Origin of the sequence: Aminobacter sp. P9b (assembly GCF_045345995.1) — a bacterium.
Taxonomy (GTDB): Bacteria; Pseudomonadota; Alphaproteobacteria; order Rhizobiales; family Rhizobiaceae; genus Aminobacter; species Aminobacter niigataensis.
This window is the reverse complement of record NZ_CP150082.1, coordinates 693,103-716,286: the sequence shown is the minus strand read 5'-3', so window position 1 is coordinate 716,286 and position 23,184 is coordinate 693,103. Positions and strand designations below refer to the sequence as shown.

Here is a 23,184-nt window from a genome sequence, read left to right as displayed (position 1 = left end):
GATTCGGTCGCTGGCTGCAAGGATCCGGCCGCCATGTCCCGATGCGCTCAGGCCTCGACGACCTTAAGCCGCTTGTCGAACACGCCGAGCACGCGAGCCAGTTCGTGGCCGCGCTTGAGGATGAGGCCGCCGGCGGCAATCACCGAGAAGGCACCTTGTTTGCGGGCGAGCCGGGGGTCCTTGACGATCTGAAACAGCGGGGTTTCGCTGGTGCGGCGGAAAACCGAGAAGACCGCGCGGTCGCTAAGATGGTCGATGGCGTAGTCGCGCCATTCATTGGCGGCAACCATGCGTCCGTAGAGCCTGAGGATCTGGTCGAGCTCCCGCCTCTCGAACGCGACCGGGAGGTCCGGGCGCTCCCGCCGGGCCTCATGAAGCGGGATCACTGTGGATGTCTCGCCATCCTCCGCTCCAGCACCGCGATCCGTCATCAATCGTTCCCTTGCAGAATACGACTACGGCTAAGAATCGCCCATTCGCGCCGGAATTGCAACCCGCGGCGGCGAATCAAACCATGCGGCGAACGATACGCATGGGGTTACCGCAACGGTAACGTTTACAAGACAGGCTGTTGGAATTGGTGATGACTCGCCACATTCCTGCCGTTTTTTATCCGCGCTGACGCCCCAATGTCCGACGAATTTAGCCCCGTTGCCTGAGACGGTTCGGTCCGGCACTGGCTCGTAAACCCCAAGCCCCCCGCCCACGGGCCCGAGTCGGATCGAACCAACCTCGGTTCTTACTGGAACCAGGTGCGACGATCCCAAAATCTGAAGCCGACGTCAGGCAGCAAGCTGGCGTCGGCTTTTTTGCATGCCGGTTCGGGTTCGTCCGGGACGCGTCTAGTTGACCGGCCTGCGCACCACCGCCGCGCCGAGGATCGGGCCGGGCAGGCCATCCTTGCCGACCGCCTGCAGCAGGACGGCGCAGCCGCCCTTCTTTTCCACTTCGCTCCTGGGCAGTTCGTAGCGCTGTGCCTTGCCGTGCCACATGCCAGCGGTATGCAGGTCGGTGACGGCATTCCAGTATGTGACCTTGCGGCCCTTGTTCTCGCCTTTCTGGAGGTCGACTTCCTGTGGCGCCTGGTAGTGGACGACCACCACATGGGCTGCACTGCTCGGCCCCTCGGCGGCTCCGACATCGATGGTGAAGGTGTCGGGGTTTTCCGTGATCTTGATGTCGATGTTCATCGCCTGGCCGGTCTTGGCGAGGTTGTCGAGCGCGCCGGTCACGTCTTCGCGCTTGGCACCGCTGACATGGGTGCGGCCATTGATGACGGCCTGGGGCGTATAGACGGAGCGCGAGCCGAAGGCGCGCATGTAGGCATACTGGCGCTCGGTGTTGTCGTTGCTCGCCAGCTTGTCCTGCCAGCCGAGATAATCCCAATAGGTGACGTGGTAGGCAAGCGCTACCATGTCATCCTGGGCAGCGAACTCGGCGAACAGTTCGTCGGCGGGAGGACAGGAGTTGCAGCCTTGGCTGGTGAAAAGCTCGATCACGCCGAGCGGACGATCCTTCACCTGGGAATTGGCTGAACCGGCAAATCCGGTAAAGGCCAGCGCCACGGCTGCCAGCCGAAAATATCTTCGAAACTCCATGACCAATCCGGATCCTCAGCCGACGTCACCGGCTTTTCTTGTCGTTGGCGAAATATGTGGCAGATGCGCCATTCAACGGGAAGTCACGTTGCGGTGAAATTTTGGCAGCTATGCATTTCCGCTGCGTCACCTTCGGCGTGCGGAATTTCTTATCGAAAAATGCCCCTAGATGGGTAGGATCGGGTACCGGCGGGGGAAGCATCGATGCTGGAACAGCTAAGCCAACATGTCGATCTTTACTGCGAGCGGCTGGGCCCCGGCCTGTGGGCCGAACCGCTCAATGCGGTCAGCAATCTTGCCTTCTTCGCCGCCGGTTTCTGGGGCGTCTACGAGGCGCGGAGGCTGAAGGCGGGCGTCTTCGCAGAGGTGCTGGGCTGGTGGGTGGTGGCAATCGGGATCGGCTCGACGCTGTTCCATACCTTCGCCACCGAAGCCACCAAATGGGCCGACATCCTGCCCATTGCCGGCTTCACGCTCGCCTATACGCTGTTTAACCTCAGGCGTTTCGCCGGCATGGCCTGGCCGAAGGCGCTGGCCATCTTCCTTGGTTTCTACATCGCGGTCGGTCTGTTGACCTACATGGTGCCCGACTGGCTGCACGCGGCCTCGAACGGCACTACCGGCTACCTGCCGCCATTCCTGGCGCTGATCTTCTTCGGCTGCGTGGTCATCGCCAAGGGCAGCGCGGCCGGTTGGTACAATCTCGCTGCTGCTGCGATCTTTCTCGGGTCCGTCACTTGCCGGGTCCTCGATCCGATGGTCTGCGATGCCATGCCGATCGGCACGCATTTCATGTGGCATGTGCTCAACGGGCTGATGCTCGGCGTGCTGATGGCCGCAACGACGCGCTACGCAAAGCCCCGGACGGAGCCTCAGTCGATGTCGGGAGCCGTCGGCGCATGGCAGTGAACAGGCGCGGGCATGGCCGCGCGCCATCGACAAGCCCGGTCGGTCAGGCAGAGACTGCCGGCTGAGCGTGCCGTTCGGCCCAGCGGTCGAGCCATTCGGCGCCCTGCATCTCGATGAGGCGTGACGACGTACGGTCGAACTCGAAGGCCTCATGGCCGCGCTTGCCGGCATAAAGTTTGTCGGGCGAGGCGGCGGCGCTGAGCACCAGCCGCACATTCTGGTCGTAGAGCGTGTCGATCAGCAGGATGAAACGCTTGGCTTCGTTGCGGTTGGCTTCGGCCATGACCGGCACGTGGTCGACGAAGATCGTCTGATAGTGCGCCGCAATGGCAAGATAGTCGCGTGCCGCAAGCGGCTTGTCGCAGAGATCGGCGAAGCCGAAGCGAGCGCACCCGTCGACCGCTGCCGGTACATGCACCTTGCGGCCCTTGACGGCGACGGTCGCCGGCTGTGCCGCGGCGCCATGGGTCACGGCCGCCCACGCCTTGTCCATCGCCTGGTCGGCGGCCTCGCCGAGCGGGCTGAGATAGACCGGGACACGGTCGAGTTTCTCCAGCCGGTAGTCGGTGTCGGCATCGAGGTTGAGCACCGCGGCGTTCTGTTCGAGCATGGCGATGAAGGGCAGGAACAGCTGGCGGTTCAGTCCGTCGCGGTAAAGGTCCTTCGGCGCCACGTTGGAGGTGGCGACGAGCACCACCCCGAGCCCGAACAGCGCCGAAAACAGCCGCGACAGGATCATCGCATCGGCGATGTCGGTGACCGAGAACTCGTCGAAGCACAGCACCCAGGCCTCTTCGGCAAGGGCTGCGGCGACCGGCGGGATCGGATCGTCGTCGCGCGACGTGCCGTTCTTGCGCGCCGCACGCTGCTTCTGGATACGGTCGTGAACGTCGGCCATGAAGTCGTTGAAATGGACGCGGCGCTTGTGCTTGACCGGCACGAGCTCATAGAACATGTCCATCAGCATGGTCTTGCCGCGGCCGACGCCGCCATAGACATAGAGCCCCTTCACAGGCTCGCGCTGGGGCTTGCGCTTGGCGAACAGCCAGCCAAGCGCGCTCGATTTGCGCGCCAGGCGCTTGTCGGAAATCTCGTCGATCAGCCTGTCGAGGGCCGCGATGATGGCTAGCTGCGCCGGATCGCGCCGGACATTGCCGAGCTCGACCAGATGGTCATAGCGCTGCCTGACGGTCACATGGGTCTGTAGGCCGTCACGCAGGTGCATGGTTCACTCTGGCACGAATTCGAAATTTGCTCTTAGCGGTTGAGCGAGATCGGCAGGCCGTTCGAGGTCTGGCCGTCGAAGCGTCCGGCGCCCGACGAATAGAGCCTGGCCAACGGCGAGCCGCCTTCATCATAGAGCGTCAGCTGCTTGCCGGCGACGTTCCACGACTTGACGCCGTCGACCGGTGCCGGGCAGCGCAGCGGGCCGGCGCGGAAGCCCTGGCCGAACTTGGTCTGCGGCGTCGCCACCTTGCAGCTCTGGCCAGAAACCGAAGCACTCCACACACCAGCGACGCTTGCCGCGGTGAGGTCGGGCGCATTGGCGGCAGCGGCGCCACCGTCGGCGGGCAAAGCCGCGACCTGGGTCTGCTGCTGGGGTGCTGCAGGGAACTGCGAGGCGCTGGCTGCGCCGGGTGCTGCTGGTGGCGGCAGCTGGCCGCTGGTCACCGTGCCTGCAGGTGCCGCGGGCAGCGGCGCGGGCTGTGTGTCCATAGAGGAAAGGCGCGAACTGGTGCAGCCGGCGGCCGTCATCAGCGCTACCAGCGATGCGGCCAGTAGGCCGGTTTTCGAAAAAGCCATTGCAGTCCCTCCGTCGGGGCAGTTCTGGGGGCGCCCCCGCGCGATCGATAGCTCGCCTCTAAAGCGGCGAAGTTGGCAGAATTTCAACCCGATATGGTTAAAATAGGGTTTGCGTATGAAATTGTTGCAAAATTGCCTCAATAGGCTGGCGCGCCGCGAGACTGGTAATTCGACGATGTTTCCGCCATATAGGCGCCGAACAGCCACGAGTAATGTCCGCCATGGCCAGTGAGGCCCCATTCGCCAAGATGAACGGGCTCGGCAACGAGATCATCGTCGCCGACATGCGCGGCCGTGCGGACCGCGTTGCGCCTGCCGCGGCGATTGCGCTCGCCGCCGATCCGGCGACGAAGTTCGACCAGATCATGGCGATCCATGACCCGCGCACGCCGGGCACGGTCAATTACATTGAGATCATCAACGCCGACGGCAGCCATGCCCAGGCCTGCGGCAACGGCACGCGCTGCGTCGTCCAGGCGCTGGCCGCCGAGACCGGGCAGAAGGTGTTCACTTTCGAGACGGTCGCCGGCATCCTCAACGCCGAAGAGCACGCGGACGGCTCCATTTCCGTCGACATGGGCGCCCCGCGCTTCGGCTGGCAGGACATTCCGCTGGCGGAAGAGTTCCGCGACACCCGCGCCATCGAGCTGCAGATCGGCCCGATCGACGCGCCGGTGCTGCACTCGCCCTCGGTCGCCTCGATGGGCAATCCGCACGCCATCTTCTGGGTCGACAACGACGTTTGGTCCTATGACCTCGACCGTTTCGGCCCGCTGCTGGAAAACCATCCGATCTTCCCCGAGCGCGCCAACATCTCGATCGCGCAGGTGACGTCGCGCGAAACGCTGAACCTGCGCACCTGGGAGCGCGGCGCCGGCCTGACGTTGGCCTGCGGCTCGGCAACTTGTGCCGCTGCCGTCTCCGCCGCACGCACCGGCCGCACCGGCCGCACCGTCACGGTCACCGTGCCGAGCGGCGGCACTCTCCAGATCGACTGGCGCGCCGACGACCACGTGGTGATGACCGGTCCGGCCGAGTGGGAATTCTCCGGCAGCTTCGATCCGGCCACCGGCAGCTGGACCCGCGACCGGCAGGACGTCGCCTGATGGCGGTGGATGTCGTTACCTTCGGCTGCCGCCTCAACACCTACGAATCCGAGGTGATGAAGCGCGAGGCCAAGGCCGCGGGCCTGGAAGAGCTCAAGGGCGGCGCGGTCATCTTCAACACCTGCGCGGTCACCAGCGAAGCCGTGCGCCAGGCCAAGCAGTCGATCCGCAAGGCGCGGCGCGAGAACCCGGACGCGCGCATCATCGTCACCGGCTGTGCGGCGCAGACCGATCCGGCTGCCTTTGCCGACATGGCCGAGGTCGACCTCGTGCTCGGCAACGAAGAAAAGCTCAAGGCGCACAATTATCGCGCGCTGCCCGATTTTGGTGTCAACGATTTCGAGAAGGCCCGGGTCAACGACATCTTTTCCGTGCGCGAGACCGCCGGTCACATGGTCGACGCCATAGAAGGCAGGGCGCGTGCCTTCGTGCAGGTGCAGAATGGCTGCGACCATCGCTGCACTTTCTGCATCATCCCCTACGGCCGGGGCAATTCGCGCTCGGTGCCGATGGGGGCGGTGGTCGAGCAGATCAAGCGGCTTGCCGGCAACGGCTATGCCGAGGTGGTGCTGTCGGGCGTCGACATGACCAGCTACGGCGCCGACCTGCCGGGCGCGCCGCGCCTCGGCAAGCTGGTCAAGACCATCCTGCGCCAGGTGCCGGATGTGCGTCGCCTGCGCCTGTCCTCGATCGATTCGATCGAGGCCGACGAAGACCTGCTCGAGGCGGTCGCCACCGAGAAGCGTCTGATGCCGCATCTGCATTTGTCGCTGCAATCGGGCGACGACATGATCCTGAAGCGCATGAAGCGCCGCCACCTGCGCGACCAGTCGATCCAGTTTTGCCAGGACGTGCGGGCGCTGCGCCCCGACATCGTCTTCGGCGCCGACATCATCGCCGGCTTCCCGACCGAGACCGACGAGATGTTCGAGAATTCGATCCGGATCGTCGAGGAGTGCGGGCTGACCCATCTCCACGTCTTCCCGTTCAGCCCGCGCGAAGGCACGCCCGCCGCGCGCATGCCGCAGGTCAGGCGCGAGATCGTCAAGCAACGTGCCGCGCGCCTGCGCGCCGCCGGCGAGGGAGCCTACCAGAGCCATCTCGCAAGCCTGGCGGGCACGCGCCAGAGGGTGCTGGTCGAGCGCGAAGGCCTCGGCAGGACGGAAGGTTTCACGCTCGTCGCGCTCGATCGCGGCGAACAGGGCGAAATCGTCGAGGTCGACATCGCCGGTCATGACGGCGAGCGGCTGACAGCGGCACCGGCCGCCGCACGTGCGGCCTGACGAAAGCAACCGCATGGCATTCGGGTTCATCAAGAAAGTCTTTTCCTTCGGCAAGAAGGAAGCCGTCGAGCAGCCGGCCGAGGACGAGGTCCTGCCGCCGCTGAATTTCGACGCGCTGGAGGCGCTGAAGCCCGCCGAGGAGGCACCAGCCGCTCCGGAAACGCCCGTTGTCGTCGATGCGCCAGCCGCCGCGGTCGAGGAGCCGAAGCGGGAACCCGCGCCCGAGACTCCGCCCGCGCCGCCCGTGGTGCCCGAGCCCAAGCCGGCCGAGCAGCCCGTGCCGGTCGAGCCTGCGCCGCAGCCGATTCCGCCGGAACAGCCCAAGCCCGAACCCGCGCCGGAAGTTCCTGTTGTCGAGCCGGAAAAGCCCGCCGAGCAGCCTGCACCTGCGCCGAGCCCGGTCGAGCCCGCGCCCACACCGGTCGAGTTGCCTGTTCCACCGGCCGAACCGGCGGCGCCGGAGCGGCCCGCGGAAATCCCTGTCCAGCCCGCGCCTGTGCCAGCCGAACCGCCGCTCGAAGTGCCTGTTCGCGATGAGGTTGCGCCGCAGCCCGAAGTGGCCGCCGAAGCCGAGCCTGCGCCTGCGATTCCCCTCCCCCTCGAGGGGAGGGTGGCCGCGCAGCGGCCGGGAGGGGTCGCCGAATCGTCGGACGCGACACAATTCGAAGCTACGCAGGCGCCGAGCACTGCCGAGACAACCCCCTCTGGTCCTTCGGACCATCTTCCCCCCAAGGGGGAAGAGGACGCCCAGCCATCGCCTGTTGCCCAGAAACCCGCGGCCGGCAAGGTCACGGTCCAGAAGAAGGTCGAGCAGAAGGCTGAAATCGTCGAAGCTGCCGCGCCAGCGCCGCGGCAGAGCTGGTTCCAGCGCCTGCGCCAGGGCCTGTCGCGCTCGTCGAAGGAACTGTCGGGCAACATCGCCGGCATCTTCACCAAGCGGAAGCTCGACGAAGACACGCTGCAGGACCTCGAGGACGTGCTGATCCGTGCCGACCTCGGCGTCGAAACCGCGCTGCGCGTCACCGATGCGCTGGCCGCCAGCCGCTACGGCAAGGACGTCTCCGACCATGAGGTCCGCTCGATCATGGCGGTCGAGGTCGAAAAGGTGCTGAAGCCGGTGGCGCTGCCGCTCGAGCTCGACCTGTCGCACAAGCCGCATGTCATTCTTGTCGTCGGCGTCAACGGTACCGGCAAGACCACGACCATCGGCAAGCTCGCGGCCAAGCTCACAGAGGGCGGCCTGTCGGTCATGCTCGCCGCCGGCGACACCTTCCGCGCCGCAGCCATCGAGCAGCTGAAGATCTGGGGCGAGCGGACCAAGTCGCCGGTCATCGCCAGCAAGCTCGGCGCCGATGCCGCCGGCCTTGCTTACGACGCCTTCGAAAAGGCCAAGGAGGCTGGCTCGGACGTCCTGATCATCGACACGGCCGGACGCCTGCAGAACAAGACCGAGCTGATGGCCGAGCTGGAAAAGATCGTGCGCGTGCTCGGCAAGCTCGATCCCGAAGCGCCGCACACGGTGCTGCAGACGGTCGACGCCACAACCGGCCAGAACGCGCTCAACCAGGTCGAGATATTCCGCAATATCGCAGGTGTGAACGGCCTGGTGATGACAAAGCTCGACGGCACGGCGCGCGGCGGTATTTTGGTCGCAATCGCCGCCAAACATAAGCTGCCGGTCTATTTCATCGGTGTCGGCGAACAGGTCGACGATCTCGAACCCTTTTCGGCAAGCGATTTCGCCAAGGCGATCGCAGGAGTCGCCTGACCCATGAATGCACCGATCCTCGAACGCGACCCTTCGGATCCGACGACCAAGAAGGAAGAGGTCAGCCCGTTGCTCAAGCTGGTGCTGGAACTTGGGCCGCTGGTCGTGTTCTTCTTCGCCAATGCGCGCGGCGAATGGCTGGCGTCGCAGTTTCCGACGCTGGCCGAGCTCGGCGGACCGATCTTCATCGCCACAGGCCTGTTCATGGCCGCCACGGCGGTGGCGCTGATCGCATCGTGGCTTCTGACCCGTTCGCTGCCAATCATGCCGCTGGTGTCGGGCGTCGTCGTCTTCGTCTTCGGGGCGCTGACGCTCTATCTGCAGGACGACGTCTTCATCAAGATGAAGCCGACCATCGTCAATACGCTGTTCGGGGCGATCCTGCTTGGCGGCCTGATGTTCGGAAAGTCGCTGCTCGGCTACGTCTTTGCCTCCGCCTTCCGGCTCGACGCCGAAGGCTGGCGCAAGCTGACCTTTCGCTGGGGGCTGTTCTTCCTGTTCTTGGCCGTGGTCAACGAGGTGGTCTGGCGTTCGTTCTCGACCGACACCTGGGTGGCGTTCAAGGTGTGGGGCATCATGCCGATCACGCTTCTGTTCACCTTCAGCCAGATGCCGCTGATCATGCGCCATTCGCTGGAAGAGCACGCCGGCAAGTAGGCCGAACCACACCAACTCTTGACGCATCGTCGGGTCGCCATGCGCGTCGCGCATTGCTGCATTGCAGCATCTTATTTTGCGGCGCGGCAGTTCCTATGTCATCGTCGGATTGATCAGGGAGGTCAAATCGCGCCGTCACCCGCGGCATGATGAAAGGAACGCACCATGTTTTTCGACAGCCTTCTGACCCGTGCCCGTGAAAGCGCCTCCAAGCGCAAGCAGTACAAGCGCCTCGTTGCCGAGATCGACGGCTTCTCCGGTCGCGACCTGGCCGACATGCGCGCCGACCGCAGCGAAATGCTGTACCAGGCCTTCAAGCAGGTCTACGGCTAAGCTCCGGCTTGCCCCAGCCATTCGATCCAGCGGCCGTGATAGTCGCAGCGGGCGAGCGCCCTGGTGGTGCCGCCCGGCCATGACGTCAGGCTGAGCGTTGCAAACGGGTCGCCCGCCACAAGCGGCTCCATCCTGAGCCAGTAGAGCGGCGACTGCCTTGTCGCTGCCGCGCCTGCCACCTGAAGCATCTGCCAGATCCACGTCCGCGTCGTCTCCGGCATGTACTGCCACATGATCGAGTGGAACAGCACGAAGGCTGCATCCATCTTTCGTCCGGCAAGGCAGTCTTCCACGAATTCCTCGGCACCTTGCCTGACCAGCATTGGCAGTGCCTGCTCGGCGAGGCCGATCGCGGCGTCGAGCCGCTCGAGCCGAAGCGCCTGGTCGGCCCAGACATAAGAACGCAGCCTCAGCCTTTGCGCCTGGTCGGAGATCCGGATCGGCGCGATATCGCAGCCTGCCCGTGCGGCGACCTGCAGGTTGTCCGACAGCGGCGGTGCCTGGCCCCTGATGTCGGGCGCGAGCTGGACGGGCGATACCGTGCTGCCCCAGCCATTTTCCCCGTAGCGATAGCCGAAACTGTCGAACAAGAGGTTCAGCCCGGCGCTGGCGCCGATCTCGGCCAGCTCCAAAGGCAGGCCGCTGTCCCTTGATATGGCCAGAAACCCCGGCAGCAGCATGGCGGAGCGGGCGATCTCGTTGGTTTGCGGCGCGCTTTCGAGCATGGCCAGTAGGTGAGCTTCGTTGCGTATCAGCGCGTCGGGAACAGCCGATGCGATAGCCTGGTCGTCGGCTGTCTCGGGCGGATAGATTTTTGCCAGTCCCGCGTCGGTATCGGACAGCACCAGCGCATGCAGTCCGCCGCATAGTCTCAGCGCCAGCGCGTCGGCGCGCGGATCGCCGGGCCAGCCGAGGATCGTGCGCCCGACCGCCGTCCGGCCGTCGAGCACCGAAGCCAGCGCCCGGCACAGCCGTGCGGTGAAGGGCGAGCCGAGTTGGTCGCAGGCATCGGCCTGATTGTGGAAATGGGCGCGGATGCGAGAGGAAGGGTCGCCATCGGACATGGCGGAGACCCTAACCCGCACAGCTGCTTATTGGGAAGCGGCGGCAGCCTTTTCGATCTCGGGCATCAGTGTGGTTGCTACCGTCTCGGGCGACATCGGGCCGACATGCTTGAACGCGATCTTGCCATCCTTGCCGACGAGGAAGGTCTCCGGAATCCCGTAGACGCCCCAGTCGATCGCCGCGCGGCCGTTAGGGTCGACGCCAACCGCGTCGTAGGGATTGCCAAGATCGCCGAGGAACCGGCGCGCGTTTTCCGCCTTGTCCTTGTAGTTCAGCCCCACGATGGTCAGGCGCTCGTCCTTGGACAGGCTGACGATCACCGGGTGCTCGTCACGGCACGGCCCGCACCACGATGCCCAGACATTGACCAGCGTCACCTTGCCGATGAATTCAGCCGAGTTGAGACCGGGAAGCGAAATCCCTTCGAGCGGCGGCAATACGGTCTTGGGCGCGGCCTGGCCGATCAGCGCCGAGGGTACGACCGACAGATCGCGGCCGGACAAAAGCTGCATCAGGAAAACCGCTGCCAGTGCAAGAAACACCAGCAACGGCAGCAGCACGAACAGCTTGCGCGGGCGTGCCGGCTTTTCGGTTTCGATGGTCATGACGCGGTTCCACTGCGGTCGGAGCGGCGGCGATGGCCGGCTGCCTCGAGTTCGGCCATTTCGCGCTTGCGGGCGCGCTGGTCGGCGAGGATCCAGATGATCAGCCCGGCGATCGCCAGCGCCGAGACGCCGTAGGCAGCGGCGACATAGAGGGCGTGCGCGCTCATCGGGCACCCGTGCGCTGGCAAAAATCGATCATGTCGCTGTTTCCGGCCATGTCCTTCACTTAGCCGCGGGTGTGCCGCCGCGCAATCGGACGCCGCGCCGCACCGTGTGTCTTGAAGCGATCGTGATCAGTCGGTGCCCGAGCGCAGGGCGACCGCCGCCGCCAGCGGCCCGATCACGGCCAGGAACATGGTCAGCGCGCACAAGATCATGAAGGGTGGGGCGAACGGGTCTGGATCGTTGACCGCACCGTAGCTCGCGGTGACGCCGAAGATCAGCACCGGGATGACCAGTGGCAGCACCAGAACCGAGATCAGCAGTCCGCCACGCGGCAGGGCGACTGTCACCGCTGCGCCGGCGGCGCCGATGAAGACGATGGCCGGGGTGCCGACGAGCAGCGTCAGCGCCGCAGCGCCAATACCGAGCAGCGACATGTTCATCAACAACCCGAGCAGCGGGGCGGCGATGACCAGCGGCAGCACGCTTGCCGTCCAGTGCGCCAGGCATTTGACGAACACCGTCAGCGCCAGCATGTGCCGGTCGGAATTCAGCACCAGGAGGTCGAGCGAACCGTCCTCGCGGTCGGCCTGGAACAGGCGGTCGAGGCCGAGCAGGCTGGCGAGCAGCGCGCCGATCCAGAGAATCGCCGGGCCGATGCGGGCGAGCAAATTGAGGTCGGGGCCGACGCCGAAAGGGATGGTGACGATGACGGCCAAAAAGAACAGCACGCCCGTCAGCGCCCCGCCGCCGGCGCGGATGCCCATGCGCAGGTCACGGAGATAGAGGGCTAGCATGAGGGCCCTCCGTTTCGGCCGGTCTGGAGTTCTACGTTGCCCCCCTCTGTCCTGCCGGACATCTCCCCCACGAGGGGGGAGATCACGCCGTCATCGCTGCCCGCGCCAATCTCCGGCGCCGCAGGACGGGCGAAGCGGGTCGAGCTGCCAATCTTCCCCCTTGTGGGGGAGATGTCCGGCAGGACAGAGGGGGGCAACGTAGGGCGCTGATGCGGGCCGGATACGGCGCTAAACATGTACTCGCCCCATCTCCAGGGTCTTCACCCCCACCAGCCCAAGCGGCAGATGCGTCGCGGCGACGATGATGCCGCCGGCGGAGCAATGCGCCTTCATCAAGTCCGCGAAGCGCACATCGGACGCCTTGTCGAGGCCGGCGGTGGGTTCGTCGAGCAGCCAGACCGGCCGGTGGCCGATGAGCAGCTTGGCGATCGCGGCACGGCGCTTCTGGCCGGTGGAGAGGTAGCCGAAGGGCAGGTGGCCGAGGCCGCCGAGGCCTACCTCTTCGAGCGCATCTGCGATGCCGAGCTTTCCGTCGCCTGAGAAGTCACGCCAGAAGGCGAGGTTCTCGTTGACGGTGAGGGCTGCCTTCATCGCGTTCTGGTGGCCGAGATAGTGGCAGGCGGCGGCGACGGTCGAAAACTCCTCGCCCCCGCCCTCGACCATGATTCGTCCTGATGCATGCGGCAAAAGCCCGGCGATGACGCGCAAAAGCGTCGACTTGCCCGAGCCGTTGGGGCCGGTGACGACAAGGCTCTGGCCGTCCTCGAGCGCAAAGCCGATGCCGGTGAAGACAGCCTCGCCGCCGCGCTCTCCGCTGAGATTTTCGGCGATCAGCCGCATCCGTCCCCCATCGCCGAAGTCTTGTCGCCGCTGCCTTGCGTCACAGCAAAATAGGCGAATCTCCGTCTAGAACTATTCCAATTAATTCTCTATATGCCAGTTCGACCATGCCAGCGGTCGGCATGGAAAGCGAATATGCGCCGAACCAGCGCACGCGCCGCCTTGAACGGCTCGGGTTGCTTGGGGCCGGACAGCGGAAATGGCCGTACCCGCACCTTTGCGCGTGATTGCATGCCATCGGAGTCCGTTCCCGTGTAGGCTGAACAGACAAGGATGGATCGCACGTGTCCAAATCACTCGACAGTTTCAATTGCCGCCGCACGCTGACTGCTGCTGGCACCGACTATGTCTATTACAGCCTGATCGAGGCCGAAAAGAACGGCCTGACCGGCATCTCGCAGCTGCCTTATTCGATGAAGGTGCTGCTGGAAAACCTGTTGCGCAACGAAGACGGCCGCACCGTCACCAAGGAGGCGATCCAGGCGGTCGCCGGCTGGCTGACCGACAAGGGCACCGCCGGTGTCGAGATCGCCTACCGCCCGGCGCGTGTGCTGATGCAGGACTTCACCGGCGTCCCCGCCGTCGTCGACCTGGCCGCCATGCGTGACGGCCTCGCCTCGCTCGGCGGCGACCCGCAGAAGATCAACCCGCTGGTGCCGGTCGACCTGGTCATCGACCACTCGGTGATCGTCGACGAATTCGGCACGCCGCTGGCGTTCGCCCGCAACGTCGAGCTCGAATACGAGCGCAACGAAGAGCGCTACAAGTTCCTGAAGTGGGGCCAGCAGGCGTTCCGCAACTTCCGCGTCGTGCCGCCCGGCACCGGCATCTGCCACCAGGTCAACCTCGAATACCTCGCCCAGACGGTGTGGACCAACACCGAGGACGGCGAAACCACCGCTTATCCCGACACCTGCGTCGGCACCGATTCGCACACCACCATGGTCAACGGCCTTGGCGTGCTCGGCTGGGGCGTTGGCGGCATCGAGGCGGAAGCGGCGATGCTCGGCCAGCCGGTGTCGATGCTTTTGCCCGAGGTCATCGGCTTCCGCCTGACCGGCAAGCTGAAGGAAGGCGTCACCGCCACCGACCTGGTGCTGACCGTCACCCAGATGCTGCGCAAGAAGGGCGTCGTCGGCAAGTTCGTCGAGTTCTTCGGCCCGGGCCTGTCCAACATGACGCTGGCCGACCGTGCCACCATCGGCAACATGGCGCCCGAATATGGCGCGACCTGCGGCTTCTTCCCGGTCGATGCCGAGACCATCCGCTACCTCAACATGTCGGGCCGCGCCGAAAACCGCATCGCACTGGTCGAGGAATATTCCAAGGCGCAAGGCATGTGGCGCGACGCCTCGTCGGCCGATCCCGTCTTCACCGACCTGCTCGAGCTCGACCTCGAAACCGTCGTGCCGTCGATGGCCGGCCCGAAGCGTCCCGAGGGCCGCATCCCGCTCGAAGGCATCGCCGCGGGCTTTGCGACCGCGCTCGAAGCCGAATACAAGAAGACCGTCGACCAGTCGAAGCGCTATGCCGTCGAGGGCGAAAACTTCGACCTCGGCCATGGCGACGTGGTGATCGCGGCGATCACGTCGTGCACCAACACCTCGAACCCGAGCGTGCTGATCGGTGCCGGCCTGCTGGCCCGCAACGCCAACCGCCTCGGCCTCAAGCAGAAGCCGTGGGTCAAGACCTCGCTGGCGCCGGGTTCGCAGGTGGTGGCCGAATATCTCGAGAAGGCCGGCCTGCAGAAGGAGCTCGACCAGATCGGCTTCAACCTCGTCGGCTTCGGCTGCACCACCTGCATCGGCAACTCCGGACCGCTGCCGGCCCCGATCTCCAAGACCATCAACGACAAGGGCCTGATCGGTGCGGCGGTGCTTTCGGGCAACCGCAACTTCGAAGGCCGCGTCTCGCCCGACGTGCAGGCCAACTACCTGGCCTCGCCGCCGCTGGTGGTCGCCTATGCGCTTGCCGGTTCGGTGACCAAGGACCTGACCACAGAGCCGCTCGGCGAGGACCGCGACGGCAAGCCGGTGTTCCTGAGGGATATCTGGCCGACCAATGTCGAGATCGACCAGTTCATCGCCGAAAACGTCACCCGCGAGCTGTTTGCGCGCAAATATGCCGACGTCTTCAAGGGCGACGAGAACTGGCAGAACGTCCAGGCGCCGGAAGGCCAGACCTATGCCTGGGACGACCAGTCGACCTATGTGCAGAACCCGCCCTACTTCGTCGGCATGGGCGCGCGCCCGGGTGCGATCGGCAAGATCGAGGGCGCACGCGTGCTCGGCCTGTTCGGCGACAAGATCACCACCGACCACATCTCGCCGGCCGGTTCGATCAAGGCGGCCTCGCCTGCCGGCAAGTACCTGACCGACAATGGCGTCGGCGTCGCCGACTTCAACCAGTACGGCACGCGTCGTGGCAACCACGAGGTGATGATGCGCGGCACCTTCGCCAACATCCGCATCCGCAACCACATGCTCGGCGAGAACGGCCGCGAGGGCGGCTACACCTTCCACTATCCGTCCAAGGAAGAGATGCCGATCTACGATGCGGCGATGCAGTACCGCAGCGAAGGCACACCGCTGGTGATCTTCGCCGGCGTCGAATACGGCAACGGCTCGTCGCGCGACTGGGCGGCCAAGGGCACGAATCTCCTGGGTGTTCGCGCGGTCATCGCCCAGTCCTTCGAGCGCATCCACCGCTCGAACCTGGTCGGCATGGGCGTCATCCCGTTCACCTTCGAGGACGGCACGTCGTGGAAGACGCTCGGCCTCAAGGGCGACGAGCAGGTGACGATCGAGGGCCTGGAGACGATCAAGCCGCGCCAGAAGATGACAGCCAAGGTCACCTTCGCCGACGGTTCGACCAAGGACGTGCCGATCCTGTGCCGCATCGATACGCTCGACGAACTCGACTACTTCAAGAACGGCGGCATCCTGCAATACGTCCTGCGTGACCTCGCAGCGTAAGTTCGACTGGCGATTCATGTGAAACAACCGCCGGGGCGCAAGCTCCGGCGGTTTTTTGTTTTGGGATCGCTACCGTCTCGCTCTACGTTGCCCCCTTCTGGCCGACACACTTATCCACCGCCACGCTCGCTTTCGCGCCTGGCCATTGTCAAAGAGCGCTCCCGTTGCCGGGAGGTAGTTCGGGAAGCGGGGCGCGAGGCCGTGCCTTCCGATAATTAGTATGTGGCGCGACGTTCGCGCCCCGCCCGGTGTTCTTGCCCCGCTCAGTCGCCTCGGCTTTCACCGCCAGCCGCCGCAAGGCCCGGACTTGGGGGCTCATCACCCAGCAAGAGATCCGACCTCCTGCCAGCCCGGCACCGGCGCTTCCCCCCGCTGCCCGGTGCGCACCGGGGTCCCGTGGAAGATCGCGAGGGGAATCATACGAGAGGTGGAGAGGGGGTGGAAAAACGGGGACGGTCTATCCACGCGGGCTGCTGACAGATGGTGACAGGCTGCATCGATATGTTTGGGTGCTATTGAACCGTAACGGCGGTTGCCATGCCGTGAGGCTGAGGGCCGATGCTAGCGGTGTAGAAGAACGATTTGCCGAAGCGTGGAGAAGTTATCCATGCCATTGCCCCGGCCGAGCCTGAGTTGGGTCCGGCCCTTGCCACGATGCGCGACCGCCGGCTGCCTGCGCCACAACCCGGCCATCATCGCGGGCGACGAAGAGCATGTGGCCCTGCGAGGCGAGGCAGGCCTTCAGGCGGAGCGGGTGAAGGGCTTCGTAGAAGACCTCAGGGCAACATTGTCGAGCAGCGCCTCGACGCTGGGCTGGAGCCTGCGGATTTCGATGGGAGGCATCGTCCTCTTCACCTTTTCTTCGTAAAGTCGTCACAAAACTTTGACGTTTACGTAAATCCCGTTGTTTCTAACCGATTGAAAAAGTTGAGGTCAAAATAATCGGTTGAATTTTTTTGGCCACGGAGCTATTGCGAGCCGCTATTTCTGGCTGCATTCTCGCGGCCACCTGGCCCAAACCTACTCCACCCCGCCGCCACGGCGTCGTTAAAGGCAAAGGGAAATTCCTTCATGGCACGCAACAAGATAGCCCTCATCGGCTCCGGCATGATTGGCGGCACGCTCGCCCATATGGTCGGCCTCAAGGACCTCGGCGACGTCGTCCTGTTCGATATTGCCGAGGGCACCCCGCAGGGCAAGGGCCTCGACATCGCCCAGTCCTCGCCGGTCGACGGCTTTGACTCGCGTTTCACCGGCGTCAACGACTATGCCGGCATCGAAGGCGCCGACGTCTGCATCGTCACCGCCGGCGTGCCGCGCAAGCCGGGCATGAGCCGCGACGACCTTTTGGGTATCAACCTCAAGGTCATGGAACAGGTTGGCGCCGGCATCAAGAAGTATGCGCCGAAGGCTTTCGTCATCTGCATCACCAACCCGCTCGACGCCATGGTGTGGGCGCTGCAGAAGTTCTCGGGCCTGCCCAAGAGCCACGTCGTCGGCATGGCCGGCGTGCTCGACTCGGCGCGTTTCCGCTACTTCCTGTCGGAAGAGTTCAAGGTTTCGGTCGAGGACGTCTCGGCCATGACGCTGGGCGGCCACGGCGACGACATGGTGCCAATGGTGCGCTACTCGACGGTTGCCGGCATCCCGCTGCCGGACCTGATCAAGATGGGCTGGACCAGCCAGGACAAGCTCGACGCCATCGTCGAGCGTACCCGCAAGGGTGGCGGCGAGATCGTCGGCCTGCTCAAGACCGGCTCGGCCTACTATGCGCCGGCCTCCTCGGCGATCCAGATGGCCGAAGCCTATCTCAAGGACAAGAAGCGCGTGCTGCCCTGCGCGACGCACCTGTCGGGCCAGTATGGCGTCAAGGACATGTATGTCGGCGTGCCCGTGGTGATCGGCGCCGGCGGCGTCGAGCGCATCATCGAGCTCGACTTCAACAAGGCCGAGCAGAAGATGTTCGAGAAGTCCGTCGAGGCGGTGAAGGGCCTGTGCGAGGCCTGTGTCGCGATCGCGCCGAACCTCGCCAAGAAGTAAGGATCACGCGCATGAACATCCACGAATATCAGGGCAAGCAATTGCTCAAGGGTTTCGGTGCTCCCGTCGCTGACGGCGTGCCGGTGTTCAAGATCGAGGAAGCGGAAGCGGCGGCCAAGGCGCTGCCGGGTCCGCTCTATGTCGTGAAGAGCCAGATCCACGCCGGCGGCCGCGGCAAGGGCAAGTTCAAGGAATTGCCCGCCGCGGCCAAGGGCGGCGTGCGCCTGGCCAAGTCGGTCGACGAGGTCGTGGCGTTCGCCAGGGAAATGCTCGGCAACACGCTGGTGACCAAGCAGACAGGCCCGGCAGGCAAGCAGGTCAACCGCCTCTACATCGAAGACGGCGCCGACATCGACCGCGAGCTGTATCTGTCGATCCTCGTTGACCGCTCCGTCGGCCGCGTCGCCTTCGTGGTTTCGACCGAAGGCGGCATGGACATCGAGGCCGTCGCCCACGACACGCCGGAAAAGATCATCACTGTCGCGATCGACCCGGAAAAGGGCGTGACGGCTGACGACCTCAAGGCGCTGAACGGCGCGCTGAAGCTTTCGGGCGACGCGGCCAAGGACGGCGAGAGCCTGTTCCCGATCCTCTACAAGGCGTTCGTCGACAAGGACATGAGCCTGCTCGAGGTCAACCCGCTGATCGTCATGAAGAACGGCCGCCTGCGCGTGCTCGACGCCAAGGTGTCGTTCGACAACAACGCGCTGTTCCGCCATGCCGACGTGCTCGAGCTGCGCGACACCACCGAAGAGGACGCCAAGGAAATCGAGGCGTCGAAATACGACCTCGCCTATGTCGCGCTTGACGGCAACATCGGCTGCATGGTCAACGGCGCGGGCCTGGCCATGGCGACGATGGACATCATCAAGCTCTACGGCGCCGAGCCCGCCAATTTCCTCGACGTCGGCGGCGGCGCTTCCAAGGAGAAGGTGACGGCGGCGTTCAAGATCATCACCGCCGATCCGGCCGTGAAGGGCATCCTGATCAACATCTTCGGCGGCATCATGAAGTGCGACATCATCGCCGAAGGCGTGATCGCAGCCGTCAAGGAAGTGGGTCTCAAGGTTCCGCTGGTGGTTCGCCTCGAAGGCACCAATGCCGAGCTTGGCAAGAAGATTATCAACGAGAGCGGGCTGAACGTCGTTTCCGCCGACGACCTCGACGACGCGGCGAAGAAGATCGTCGCTGCGGTGAAGGGAAACTGAGCCAATGTCCATTCTCATCGACAAGAACACCAAGATCCTGGTGCAGGGCCTGACCGGCAACACCGGTTCGTTCCACACCGAGCAGGCACTGGCTTATCACGGCACCAAGATGGTCGGCGGCATCCACCCCAAGAAGGGCGGCGAGAAGTGGGACGGCTCGGTGCCGCTGCCGATCTTCTCGACGGTTGCCGAAGGCAAGGAAAAGACCGACGCCAATGCGTCCGTGGTCTACGTGCCGCCGGCAGGAGCTGCTGCTGCGATCATCGAGGCGATCGACGCCGAGATCCCGCTGATCGTCTGCATCACCGAAGGCATTCCGGTTTCTGACATGATCAAGGTCAAGGCACGTCTCGACCGCTCGGCCTCGCGGCTGATCGGGCCGAACTGCCCGGGCATCGTCACGCCGGACCAGTGCAAGATCGGCATCATGCCGGGCAACATCTTCCGCAAGGGTTCGGTCGGCGTTGTGTCGCGCTCGGGAACGCTTACCTATGAGGCGGTGTTCCAGACCACCAATGCCGGTCTCGGCCAGTCGACGGCTGTCGGCATCGGCGGCGATCCGGTCAAGGGCACGGAATTCATCGACATGCTCGAGATGTTCCTGGCCGACGAAGAGACCAAGTCGATCATCATGATCGGCGAAATTGGCGGCTCGGCCGAGGAGGACGCAGCACAGTTCCTCATCGACGAGGCCAAGCGCGGCCGCAGCAAGCCGATGGCCGGCTTCATCGCCGGACGCACCGCACCTGAAGGCCGGACCATGGGCCATGCCGGTGCTGTGATTTCCGGCGGCAAGGGCGGCGCGGAAGACAAGATCGCGGCGATGGAGGCAGCGGGCATCCGCGTGTCGCCGTCGCCGGCACGTCTCGGCACGACGCTGGTCGAGGCGATCAAGGGCTAAGTCAATAGCCAATAGAAAGTAGCGAATAGAGAGTAGAGAAGAGCGATGAGCGACCAAGCAAAAGCAAAGTCCTACTCGCTATTCGCTACTCACTACTCGCGCTGAAACAGGAGAGGAGCCAGAGGCTCCGAGCGATAAGATGGCACGATCCGATCAGGCCAACGACCAATTTTCCCTCACTTCGTTCCTCTATGGCGGCAACGCCGACTACATCGAGGCCTTGCACGCCGCCTTCCTTGACGATCCGGAAGCGGTCGATCCCGAGTGGCGCGACTTCTTCTCGGCGCTGAAGGACGACGCCGGCGACATCCGCAAGAACGCCAAGGGCGCTTCGTGGTCGACGCCGAGCTGGCCGCTGCAGGCCAATGGCGAACTGGTGTCGGCACTCGACGGCAATTGGGGCCTGGTCGAAAAGCATCTGGAAAAGAAGGTCAAGGACAAGGCCGCCGCCGTCGGTGTCGTGCCGTCCAAGGCCGATGTGCTGCAGGCGACGCGCGATTCCGTGCGCGCCATCATGATGATCCGCGCCTATCGCATGCGCGGCCATCTGCACGCCAATCTCGACCCGCTCGGCATCGCCAAGCCGCTGGAAGACTATAACGAGCTGTCGCCCGAGGCCTATGGCTTTACCGAGGCCGACTACGACCGGCCGATCTTCATCGACCACGTGCTCGGGCTCGAATACGCGACCATCCGCGACATGCTTGAAATCCTCAAGCGCACCTATTGCTCGACGCTCGGCGTCGAGTTCATGCACATCTCCGATCCCGAGGAGAAGGCGTGGATCCAGGCCCGCATCGAGGGGCCGGACAAGGCGATCGCCTTCACCGCCGAGGGCAAGAAGGCGATCCTGCAGAAGCTGATCGAGGCCGAGGGCTTCGAGCAGTTCATCGACGTCAAGTACAAGGGCACCAAGCGTTTCGGACTCGACGGCGGCGAATCGCTGATCCCGGCACTCGAGCAGATCCTGAAGCGCGGTGGCGCGCTCGGCCTGAAGGAGGTCGTGTTCGGCATGGCCCACCGTGGCCGCCTCAACGTCTTGACCAATGTGATGGCCAAGCCGCACCGCGCCGTGTTCCACGAGTTCAAGGGCGGCTCCTACGCGCCCGACGACGTCGAAGGCTCGGGCGACGTGAAGTACCATCTTGGCGCTTCGTCGGACCGCGAGTTCGACGGCAACAAGGTCCACCTGTCCTTGACCGCCAACCCCTCGCACCTCGAGATCGTCGATCCGGTCGTGATGGGCAAGGCGCGCGCCAAGCAGGACCAGCTGTTTGGCCGTGCGCGCGGCGAGATCGTGCCGCAGGAAGAGCGCGCCAAGGTGATGCCGCTTCTGCTGCACGGCGATGCGGCATTTGCCGGCCAGGGCGTGATCGCGGAAATCCTCGGCCTGTCGGGCCTGCGCGGCCATCGCGTCGCCGGCACGCTGCACTTCATCATCAACAACCAGATCGGCTTCACGACGAACCCGCGCTTCTCGCGCTCGTCGCCCTATCCGTCCGATGTGGCCAAGATGATCGAGGCGCCGATCTTCCACGTCAACGGCGACGATCCGGAAGCGGTGGTGTTCGCGGCCAAGGTGGCGACAGAATTCCGCATGAAGTTCCACAAGCCGGTGGTCGTGGACATGTTCTGCTACCGTCGCTTCGGCCACAACGAAGGCGACGAGCCTGCGTTCACGCAGCCGATCATGTATCGCAACATCCGCACCCATAAGACGACGGTGCAGACCTATGCCGACAAGCTGATCGGCGAGGGACTGATGAACCAGTCCGAGGTCGACAAGATGCGTGCCGACTGGCGCGGCCATCTCGAAGCCGAGTTCGAAGCGGGACAGGCCTACAAGCCGAACAAGGCCGACTGGCTGGATGGCGCGTGGACGGGCCTGCGCACGGCCGACAACCAGGACGAACAGCGCCGCGGCAAGACCGCGGTGCCGGTCAAGACGCTGAAGGAAATCGGCAAGAAGCTGACCGAGGTGCCGAAGGACTTCGAAGTCCACCGCACCATCGGCCGCTTCCTCGAAAACCGCCGCCAGGCGATCGAATCGGGTGAAGGCATCGACTGGGCAACGGCGGAATCGCTGGCGTTTGGCTCGATCCTGCTCGACGGCAATCCGGTCCGCCTGTCGGGCCAGGATTCCGAGCGCGGCACGTTCTCGCAGCGCCACACCGTGCTTTACGACCAGCGGGACGAAAACCGCTACATCCCGCTCAACAACCTGTCGGCAGCACAGGCCGGTTACGAGGTCATCAACTCGATGCTCTCGGAAGAAGCCGTGCTCGGCTTCGAATACGGCTACTCGCTGGCCGAGCCCAAGGCGCTTACGCTTTGGGAAGCGCAGTTCGGCGACTTCGCCAACGGCGCGCAGGTGGTGTTCGACCAGTTCATCTCCAGTGGCGAACGCAAGTGGCTGCGCATGTCGGGCCTCGTGTGCCTTCTGCCGCATGGCTATGAAGGCCAGGGTCCGGAGCATTCGTCGGCGCGCCTCGAACGCTTCCTGCAGCTCTGCGCAGAAGACAACATGCAGGTGGCGAACGTCACGACGCCGGCTAACTACTTCCATATCCTGCGCCGGCAGCTGAAGCGCGACTTCCGCAAGCCGCTGATCCTGATGACGCCGAAGTCGCTGCTGCGCCACAAGCGGGCGGTGTCTTCGCTGTCGGAGATCTCGGGCGAAAGCTCGTTCCACCGCCTGCTGTGGGACGACGCCCAGTATCTCGGCAACGAGCCGATCAAGCTGGTCAAGGATTCGAAGATCCGCCGCGTCGTGCTGTGCACCGGCAAGGTCTATTACGACCTCTACGAGGAGCGCGAGAAGCGCGGCATCGACGACATCTATCTCCTGCGCGTCGAGCAGCTCTATCCGTTCCCGGCCAAGGCGCTGATCACCGAGCTCAGCCGTTTCCGCAACGCGGAGATGGTGTGGTGCCAGGAAGAGCCCAAGAACATGGGTGCGTGGTCGTTCATCGATCCGTACCTGGAGTGGGTGCTCGCCCATATCGACGCCAAGCACCAGCGCGTGCGCTACACCGGCCGTCCGGCCGCCGCCTCTCCGGCGACGGGCCTGATGTCCAAGCACCTGGCGCAGCTCCAGGCATTCCTCGACGACGCCCTCGGCGAATAACCAAAGA

21 protein-coding genes are annotated in these 23,184 nt (G+C 64.6%); 12 read left to right on the top strand and 9 right to left on the bottom strand.

The features are described from left to right. Window positions 1-47: 47 nt before the first annotated feature. Window positions 48-431: a DUF2794 domain-containing protein gene (locus WHT83_RS03570; RefSeq protein WP_108606266.1), complete on the bottom strand. Its 384-nt coding sequence runs from the start codon at window positions 429-431 to the stop codon at window positions 48-50. Between the two features lie 411 nt (window positions 432-842). Then, a complete protein-coding gene (locus tag WHT83_RS03565; RefSeq protein ID WP_108606267.1) occupies window positions 843-1,598 on the bottom strand; it encodes a thioredoxin family protein in 756 nt (251 codons plus the stop codon). Window positions 1,599-1,802: 204 nt separating this feature from the next. Between WHT83_RS03565 and WHT83_RS03560 the strand changes: the two genes are divergently transcribed. Then, window positions 1,803-2,507, top strand: coding sequence for a ceramidase domain-containing protein (locus WHT83_RS03560; protein ID WP_406872982.1), 705 nt, complete (start codon window positions 1,803-1,805; stop codon window positions 2,505-2,507). Between the two features lie 43 nt (window positions 2,508-2,550). On the opposite strand, the gene zapE is transcribed toward WHT83_RS03560, so the two are convergent. Then, window positions 2,551-3,732, bottom strand: coding sequence for a cell division protein ZapE (gene zapE, locus WHT83_RS03555; RefSeq protein WP_318763291.1), 1,182 nt, complete (start codon window positions 3,730-3,732; stop codon window positions 2,551-2,553). A 32-nt stretch (window positions 3,733-3,764) separates the two neighbouring features. Then, entirely contained in the window at window positions 3,765-4,310 is a 546-nt protein-coding gene (locus tag WHT83_RS03550) for a protease inhibitor Inh/omp19 family protein (RefSeq protein WP_183263420.1), read from the bottom strand. Between the two features lie 221 nt (window positions 4,311-4,531). Between WHT83_RS03550 and dapF the strand changes: the two genes are divergently transcribed. From dapF to WHT83_RS03525, 5 genes are all read left to right on the top strand, one after another. Further along, on the top strand, window positions 4,532-5,416 hold the full coding sequence (gene dapF, locus WHT83_RS03545; protein WP_406872981.1) for a diaminopimelate epimerase: 885 nt from the start codon (window positions 4,532-4,534) through the stop codon (window positions 5,414-5,416). Continuing rightward, the gene (gene mtaB, locus WHT83_RS03540; RefSeq protein ID WP_406872980.1) at window positions 5,416-6,699 is read left to right on the top strand and encodes a tRNA (N(6)-L-threonylcarbamoyladenosine(37)-C(2))-methylthiotransferase MtaB; all 1,284 of its coding nucleotides are present in this window, start codon (window positions 5,416-5,418) and stop codon (window positions 6,697-6,699) included. Before dapF ends, mtaB begins: the two co-directional genes overlap by 1 nt. Window positions 6,700-6,712: 13 nt before the next feature. Next, entirely contained in the window at window positions 6,713-8,467 is a 1,755-nt protein-coding gene (gene ftsY, locus WHT83_RS03535; RefSeq protein ID WP_406872979.1) for a signal recognition particle-docking protein FtsY, read from the top strand. Between the two features lie 3 nt (window positions 8,468-8,470). Then, complete coding sequence (locus WHT83_RS03530; RefSeq protein ID WP_183263424.1) at window positions 8,471-9,124, top strand: septation protein A; 654 nt, start codon at window positions 8,471-8,473, stop codon at window positions 9,122-9,124. A 165-nt stretch (window positions 9,125-9,289) separates the two neighbouring features. After that, window positions 9,290-9,457 (top strand): hypothetical protein, encoded by a 168-nt coding sequence (locus WHT83_RS03525; RefSeq protein WP_108609643.1) that lies wholly within the window; start codon window positions 9,290-9,292, stop codon window positions 9,455-9,457. Here WHT83_RS03525 and WHT83_RS03520 read toward each other — a convergent pair. The 5 genes from WHT83_RS03520 to ccmA all read right to left on the bottom strand — a co-directional run bounded on the left by WHT83_RS03520 (window position 9,454) and on the right by ccmA (window position 12,926). Beyond that, entirely contained in the window at window positions 9,454-10,521 is a 1,068-nt protein-coding gene (locus WHT83_RS03520) for a DUF2332 domain-containing protein (RefSeq protein ID WP_406872978.1), read from the bottom strand. The genes WHT83_RS03525 and WHT83_RS03520 overlap by 4 nt on opposite strands. Window positions 10,522-10,548: 27 nt before the next feature. Continuing rightward, complete coding sequence (locus WHT83_RS03515) at window positions 10,549-11,127, bottom strand: DsbE family thiol:disulfide interchange protein (protein WP_183263427.1); 579 nt, start codon at window positions 11,125-11,127, stop codon at window positions 10,549-10,551. After that, window positions 11,124-11,294, bottom strand: a complete 171-nt coding sequence (ccmD, locus tag WHT83_RS03510; protein ID WP_108606276.1) for a heme exporter protein CcmD — start codon at window positions 11,292-11,294, stop codon at window positions 11,124-11,126. The genes WHT83_RS03515 and ccmD overlap by 4 nt, the downstream gene beginning before the upstream one ends. 126 nt (window positions 11,295-11,420) lie before the next feature. Next, window positions 11,421-12,086, bottom strand: a complete 666-nt coding sequence (ccmB, locus tag WHT83_RS03505) for a heme exporter protein CcmB (RefSeq protein WP_108606277.1) — start codon at window positions 12,084-12,086, stop codon at window positions 11,421-11,423. Window positions 12,087-12,314: 228 nt separating this feature from the next. Then, window positions 12,315-12,926, bottom strand: coding sequence for a heme ABC exporter ATP-binding protein CcmA (gene ccmA / locus WHT83_RS03500; RefSeq protein WP_406872977.1), 612 nt, complete (start codon window positions 12,924-12,926; stop codon window positions 12,315-12,317). A gap of 284 nt (window positions 12,927-13,210) precedes the next feature. Here ccmA and acnA point away from each other — a divergent pair, with 284 nt between their 5' ends. From acnA to WHT83_RS03470, 6 genes are all read left to right on the top strand, one after another. After that, on the top strand, window positions 13,211-15,901 hold the full coding sequence (acnA, locus tag WHT83_RS03495) for an aconitate hydratase AcnA (protein ID WP_406872976.1): 2,691 nt from the start codon (window positions 13,211-13,213) through the stop codon (window positions 15,899-15,901). Between the two features lie 607 nt (window positions 15,902-16,508). Beyond that, window positions 16,509-16,769, top strand: a complete 261-nt coding sequence (locus WHT83_RS03490) for a hypothetical protein (protein ID WP_183263431.1) — start codon at window positions 16,509-16,511, stop codon at window positions 16,767-16,769. Window positions 16,770-16,972: 203 nt separating this feature from the next. Then, window positions 16,973-17,941 carry a malate dehydrogenase gene (gene mdh, locus WHT83_RS03485; RefSeq protein WP_108606280.1) on the top strand — a complete coding sequence of 323 codons (969 nt, stop codon included), beginning with the start codon at window positions 16,973-16,975 and terminating at the stop codon, window positions 17,939-17,941. 11 nt (window positions 17,942-17,952) lie between these two features. Then, complete coding sequence (sucC, locus tag WHT83_RS03480; protein WP_406872975.1) at window positions 17,953-19,149, top strand: ADP-forming succinate--CoA ligase subunit beta; 1,197 nt, start codon at window positions 17,953-17,955, stop codon at window positions 19,147-19,149. Between the two features lie 4 nt (window positions 19,150-19,153). Beyond that, window positions 19,154-20,050: a succinate--CoA ligase subunit alpha gene (gene sucD / locus WHT83_RS03475; RefSeq protein ID WP_406872974.1), complete on the top strand. Its 897-nt coding sequence runs from the start codon at window positions 19,154-19,156 to the stop codon at window positions 20,048-20,050. Window positions 20,051-20,189: 139 nt separating this feature from the next. Beyond that, entirely contained in the window at window positions 20,190-23,177 is a 2,988-nt protein-coding gene (locus tag WHT83_RS03470; protein WP_108606283.1) for a 2-oxoglutarate dehydrogenase E1 component, read from the top strand. The last annotated feature ends 7 nt before the right edge of the window (window positions 23,178-23,184 follow it).

What these genes read in the sequence shown, in the direction of transcription:
- WHT83_RS03570 (WP_108606266.1), bottom strand. Translation starts at nt 431, where the DNA reads ATGACGGATCGCGGTGCTGGAGCGGAGGATGGCGAGACATCCACAGTG.
- WHT83_RS03565 (WP_108606267.1), bottom strand. Translation starts at nt 1,598, where the DNA reads ATGGAGTTTCGAAGATATTTTCGGCTGGCAGCCGTGGCGCTGGCCTTT.
- WHT83_RS03560 (WP_406872982.1), top strand. Translation starts at nt 1,803, where the DNA reads ATGCTGGAACAGCTAAGCCAACATGTCGATCTTTACTGCGAGCGGCTG.
- zapE (WP_318763291.1), bottom strand. Translation starts at nt 3,732, where the DNA reads ATGCACCTGCGTGACGGCCTACAGACCCATGTGACCGTCAGGCAGCGC.
- WHT83_RS03550 (WP_183263420.1), bottom strand. Translation starts at nt 4,310, where the DNA reads ATGGCTTTTTCGAAAACCGGCCTACTGGCCGCATCGCTGGTAGCGCTG.
- dapF (WP_406872981.1), top strand. Translation starts at nt 4,532, where the DNA reads ATGGCCAGTGAGGCCCCATTCGCCAAGATGAACGGGCTCGGCAACGAG.
- mtaB (WP_406872980.1), top strand. Translation starts at nt 5,416, where the DNA reads ATGGCGGTGGATGTCGTTACCTTCGGCTGCCGCCTCAACACCTACGAA.
- ftsY (WP_406872979.1), top strand. Translation starts at nt 6,713, where the DNA reads ATGGCATTCGGGTTCATCAAGAAAGTCTTTTCCTTCGGCAAGAAGGAA.
- WHT83_RS03530 (WP_183263424.1), top strand. Translation starts at nt 8,471, where the DNA reads ATGAATGCACCGATCCTCGAACGCGACCCTTCGGATCCGACGACCAAG.
- WHT83_RS03525 (WP_108609643.1), top strand. Translation starts at nt 9,290, where the DNA reads ATGTTTTTCGACAGCCTTCTGACCCGTGCCCGTGAAAGCGCCTCCAAG.
- WHT83_RS03520 (WP_406872978.1), bottom strand. Translation starts at nt 10,521, where the DNA reads ATGTCCGATGGCGACCCTTCCTCTCGCATCCGCGCCCATTTCCACAAT.
- WHT83_RS03515 (WP_183263427.1), bottom strand. Translation starts at nt 11,127, where the DNA reads ATGACCATCGAAACCGAAAAGCCGGCACGCCCGCGCAAGCTGTTCGTG.
- ccmD (WP_108606276.1), bottom strand. Translation starts at nt 11,294, where the DNA reads ATGAGCGCGCACGCCCTCTATGTCGCCGCTGCCTACGGCGTCTCGGCG.
- ccmB (WP_108606277.1), bottom strand. Translation starts at nt 12,086, where the DNA reads ATGCTAGCCCTCTATCTCCGTGACCTGCGCATGGGCATCCGCGCCGGC.
- ccmA (WP_406872977.1), bottom strand. Translation starts at nt 12,926, where the DNA reads ATGCGGCTGATCGCCGAAAATCTCAGCGGAGAGCGCGGCGGCGAGGCT.
- WHT83_RS03490 (WP_183263431.1), top strand. Translation starts at nt 16,509, where the DNA reads ATGCCATTGCCCCGGCCGAGCCTGAGTTGGGTCCGGCCCTTGCCACGA.
- mdh (WP_108606280.1), top strand. Translation starts at nt 16,973, where the DNA reads ATGGCACGCAACAAGATAGCCCTCATCGGCTCCGGCATGATTGGCGGC.
- sucC (WP_406872975.1), top strand. Translation starts at nt 17,953, where the DNA reads ATGAACATCCACGAATATCAGGGCAAGCAATTGCTCAAGGGTTTCGGT.
- sucD (WP_406872974.1), top strand. Translation starts at nt 19,154, where the DNA reads ATGTCCATTCTCATCGACAAGAACACCAAGATCCTGGTGCAGGGCCTG.
- WHT83_RS03470 (WP_108606283.1), top strand. Translation starts at nt 20,190, where the DNA reads ATGGCACGATCCGATCAGGCCAACGACCAATTTTCCCTCACTTCGTTC.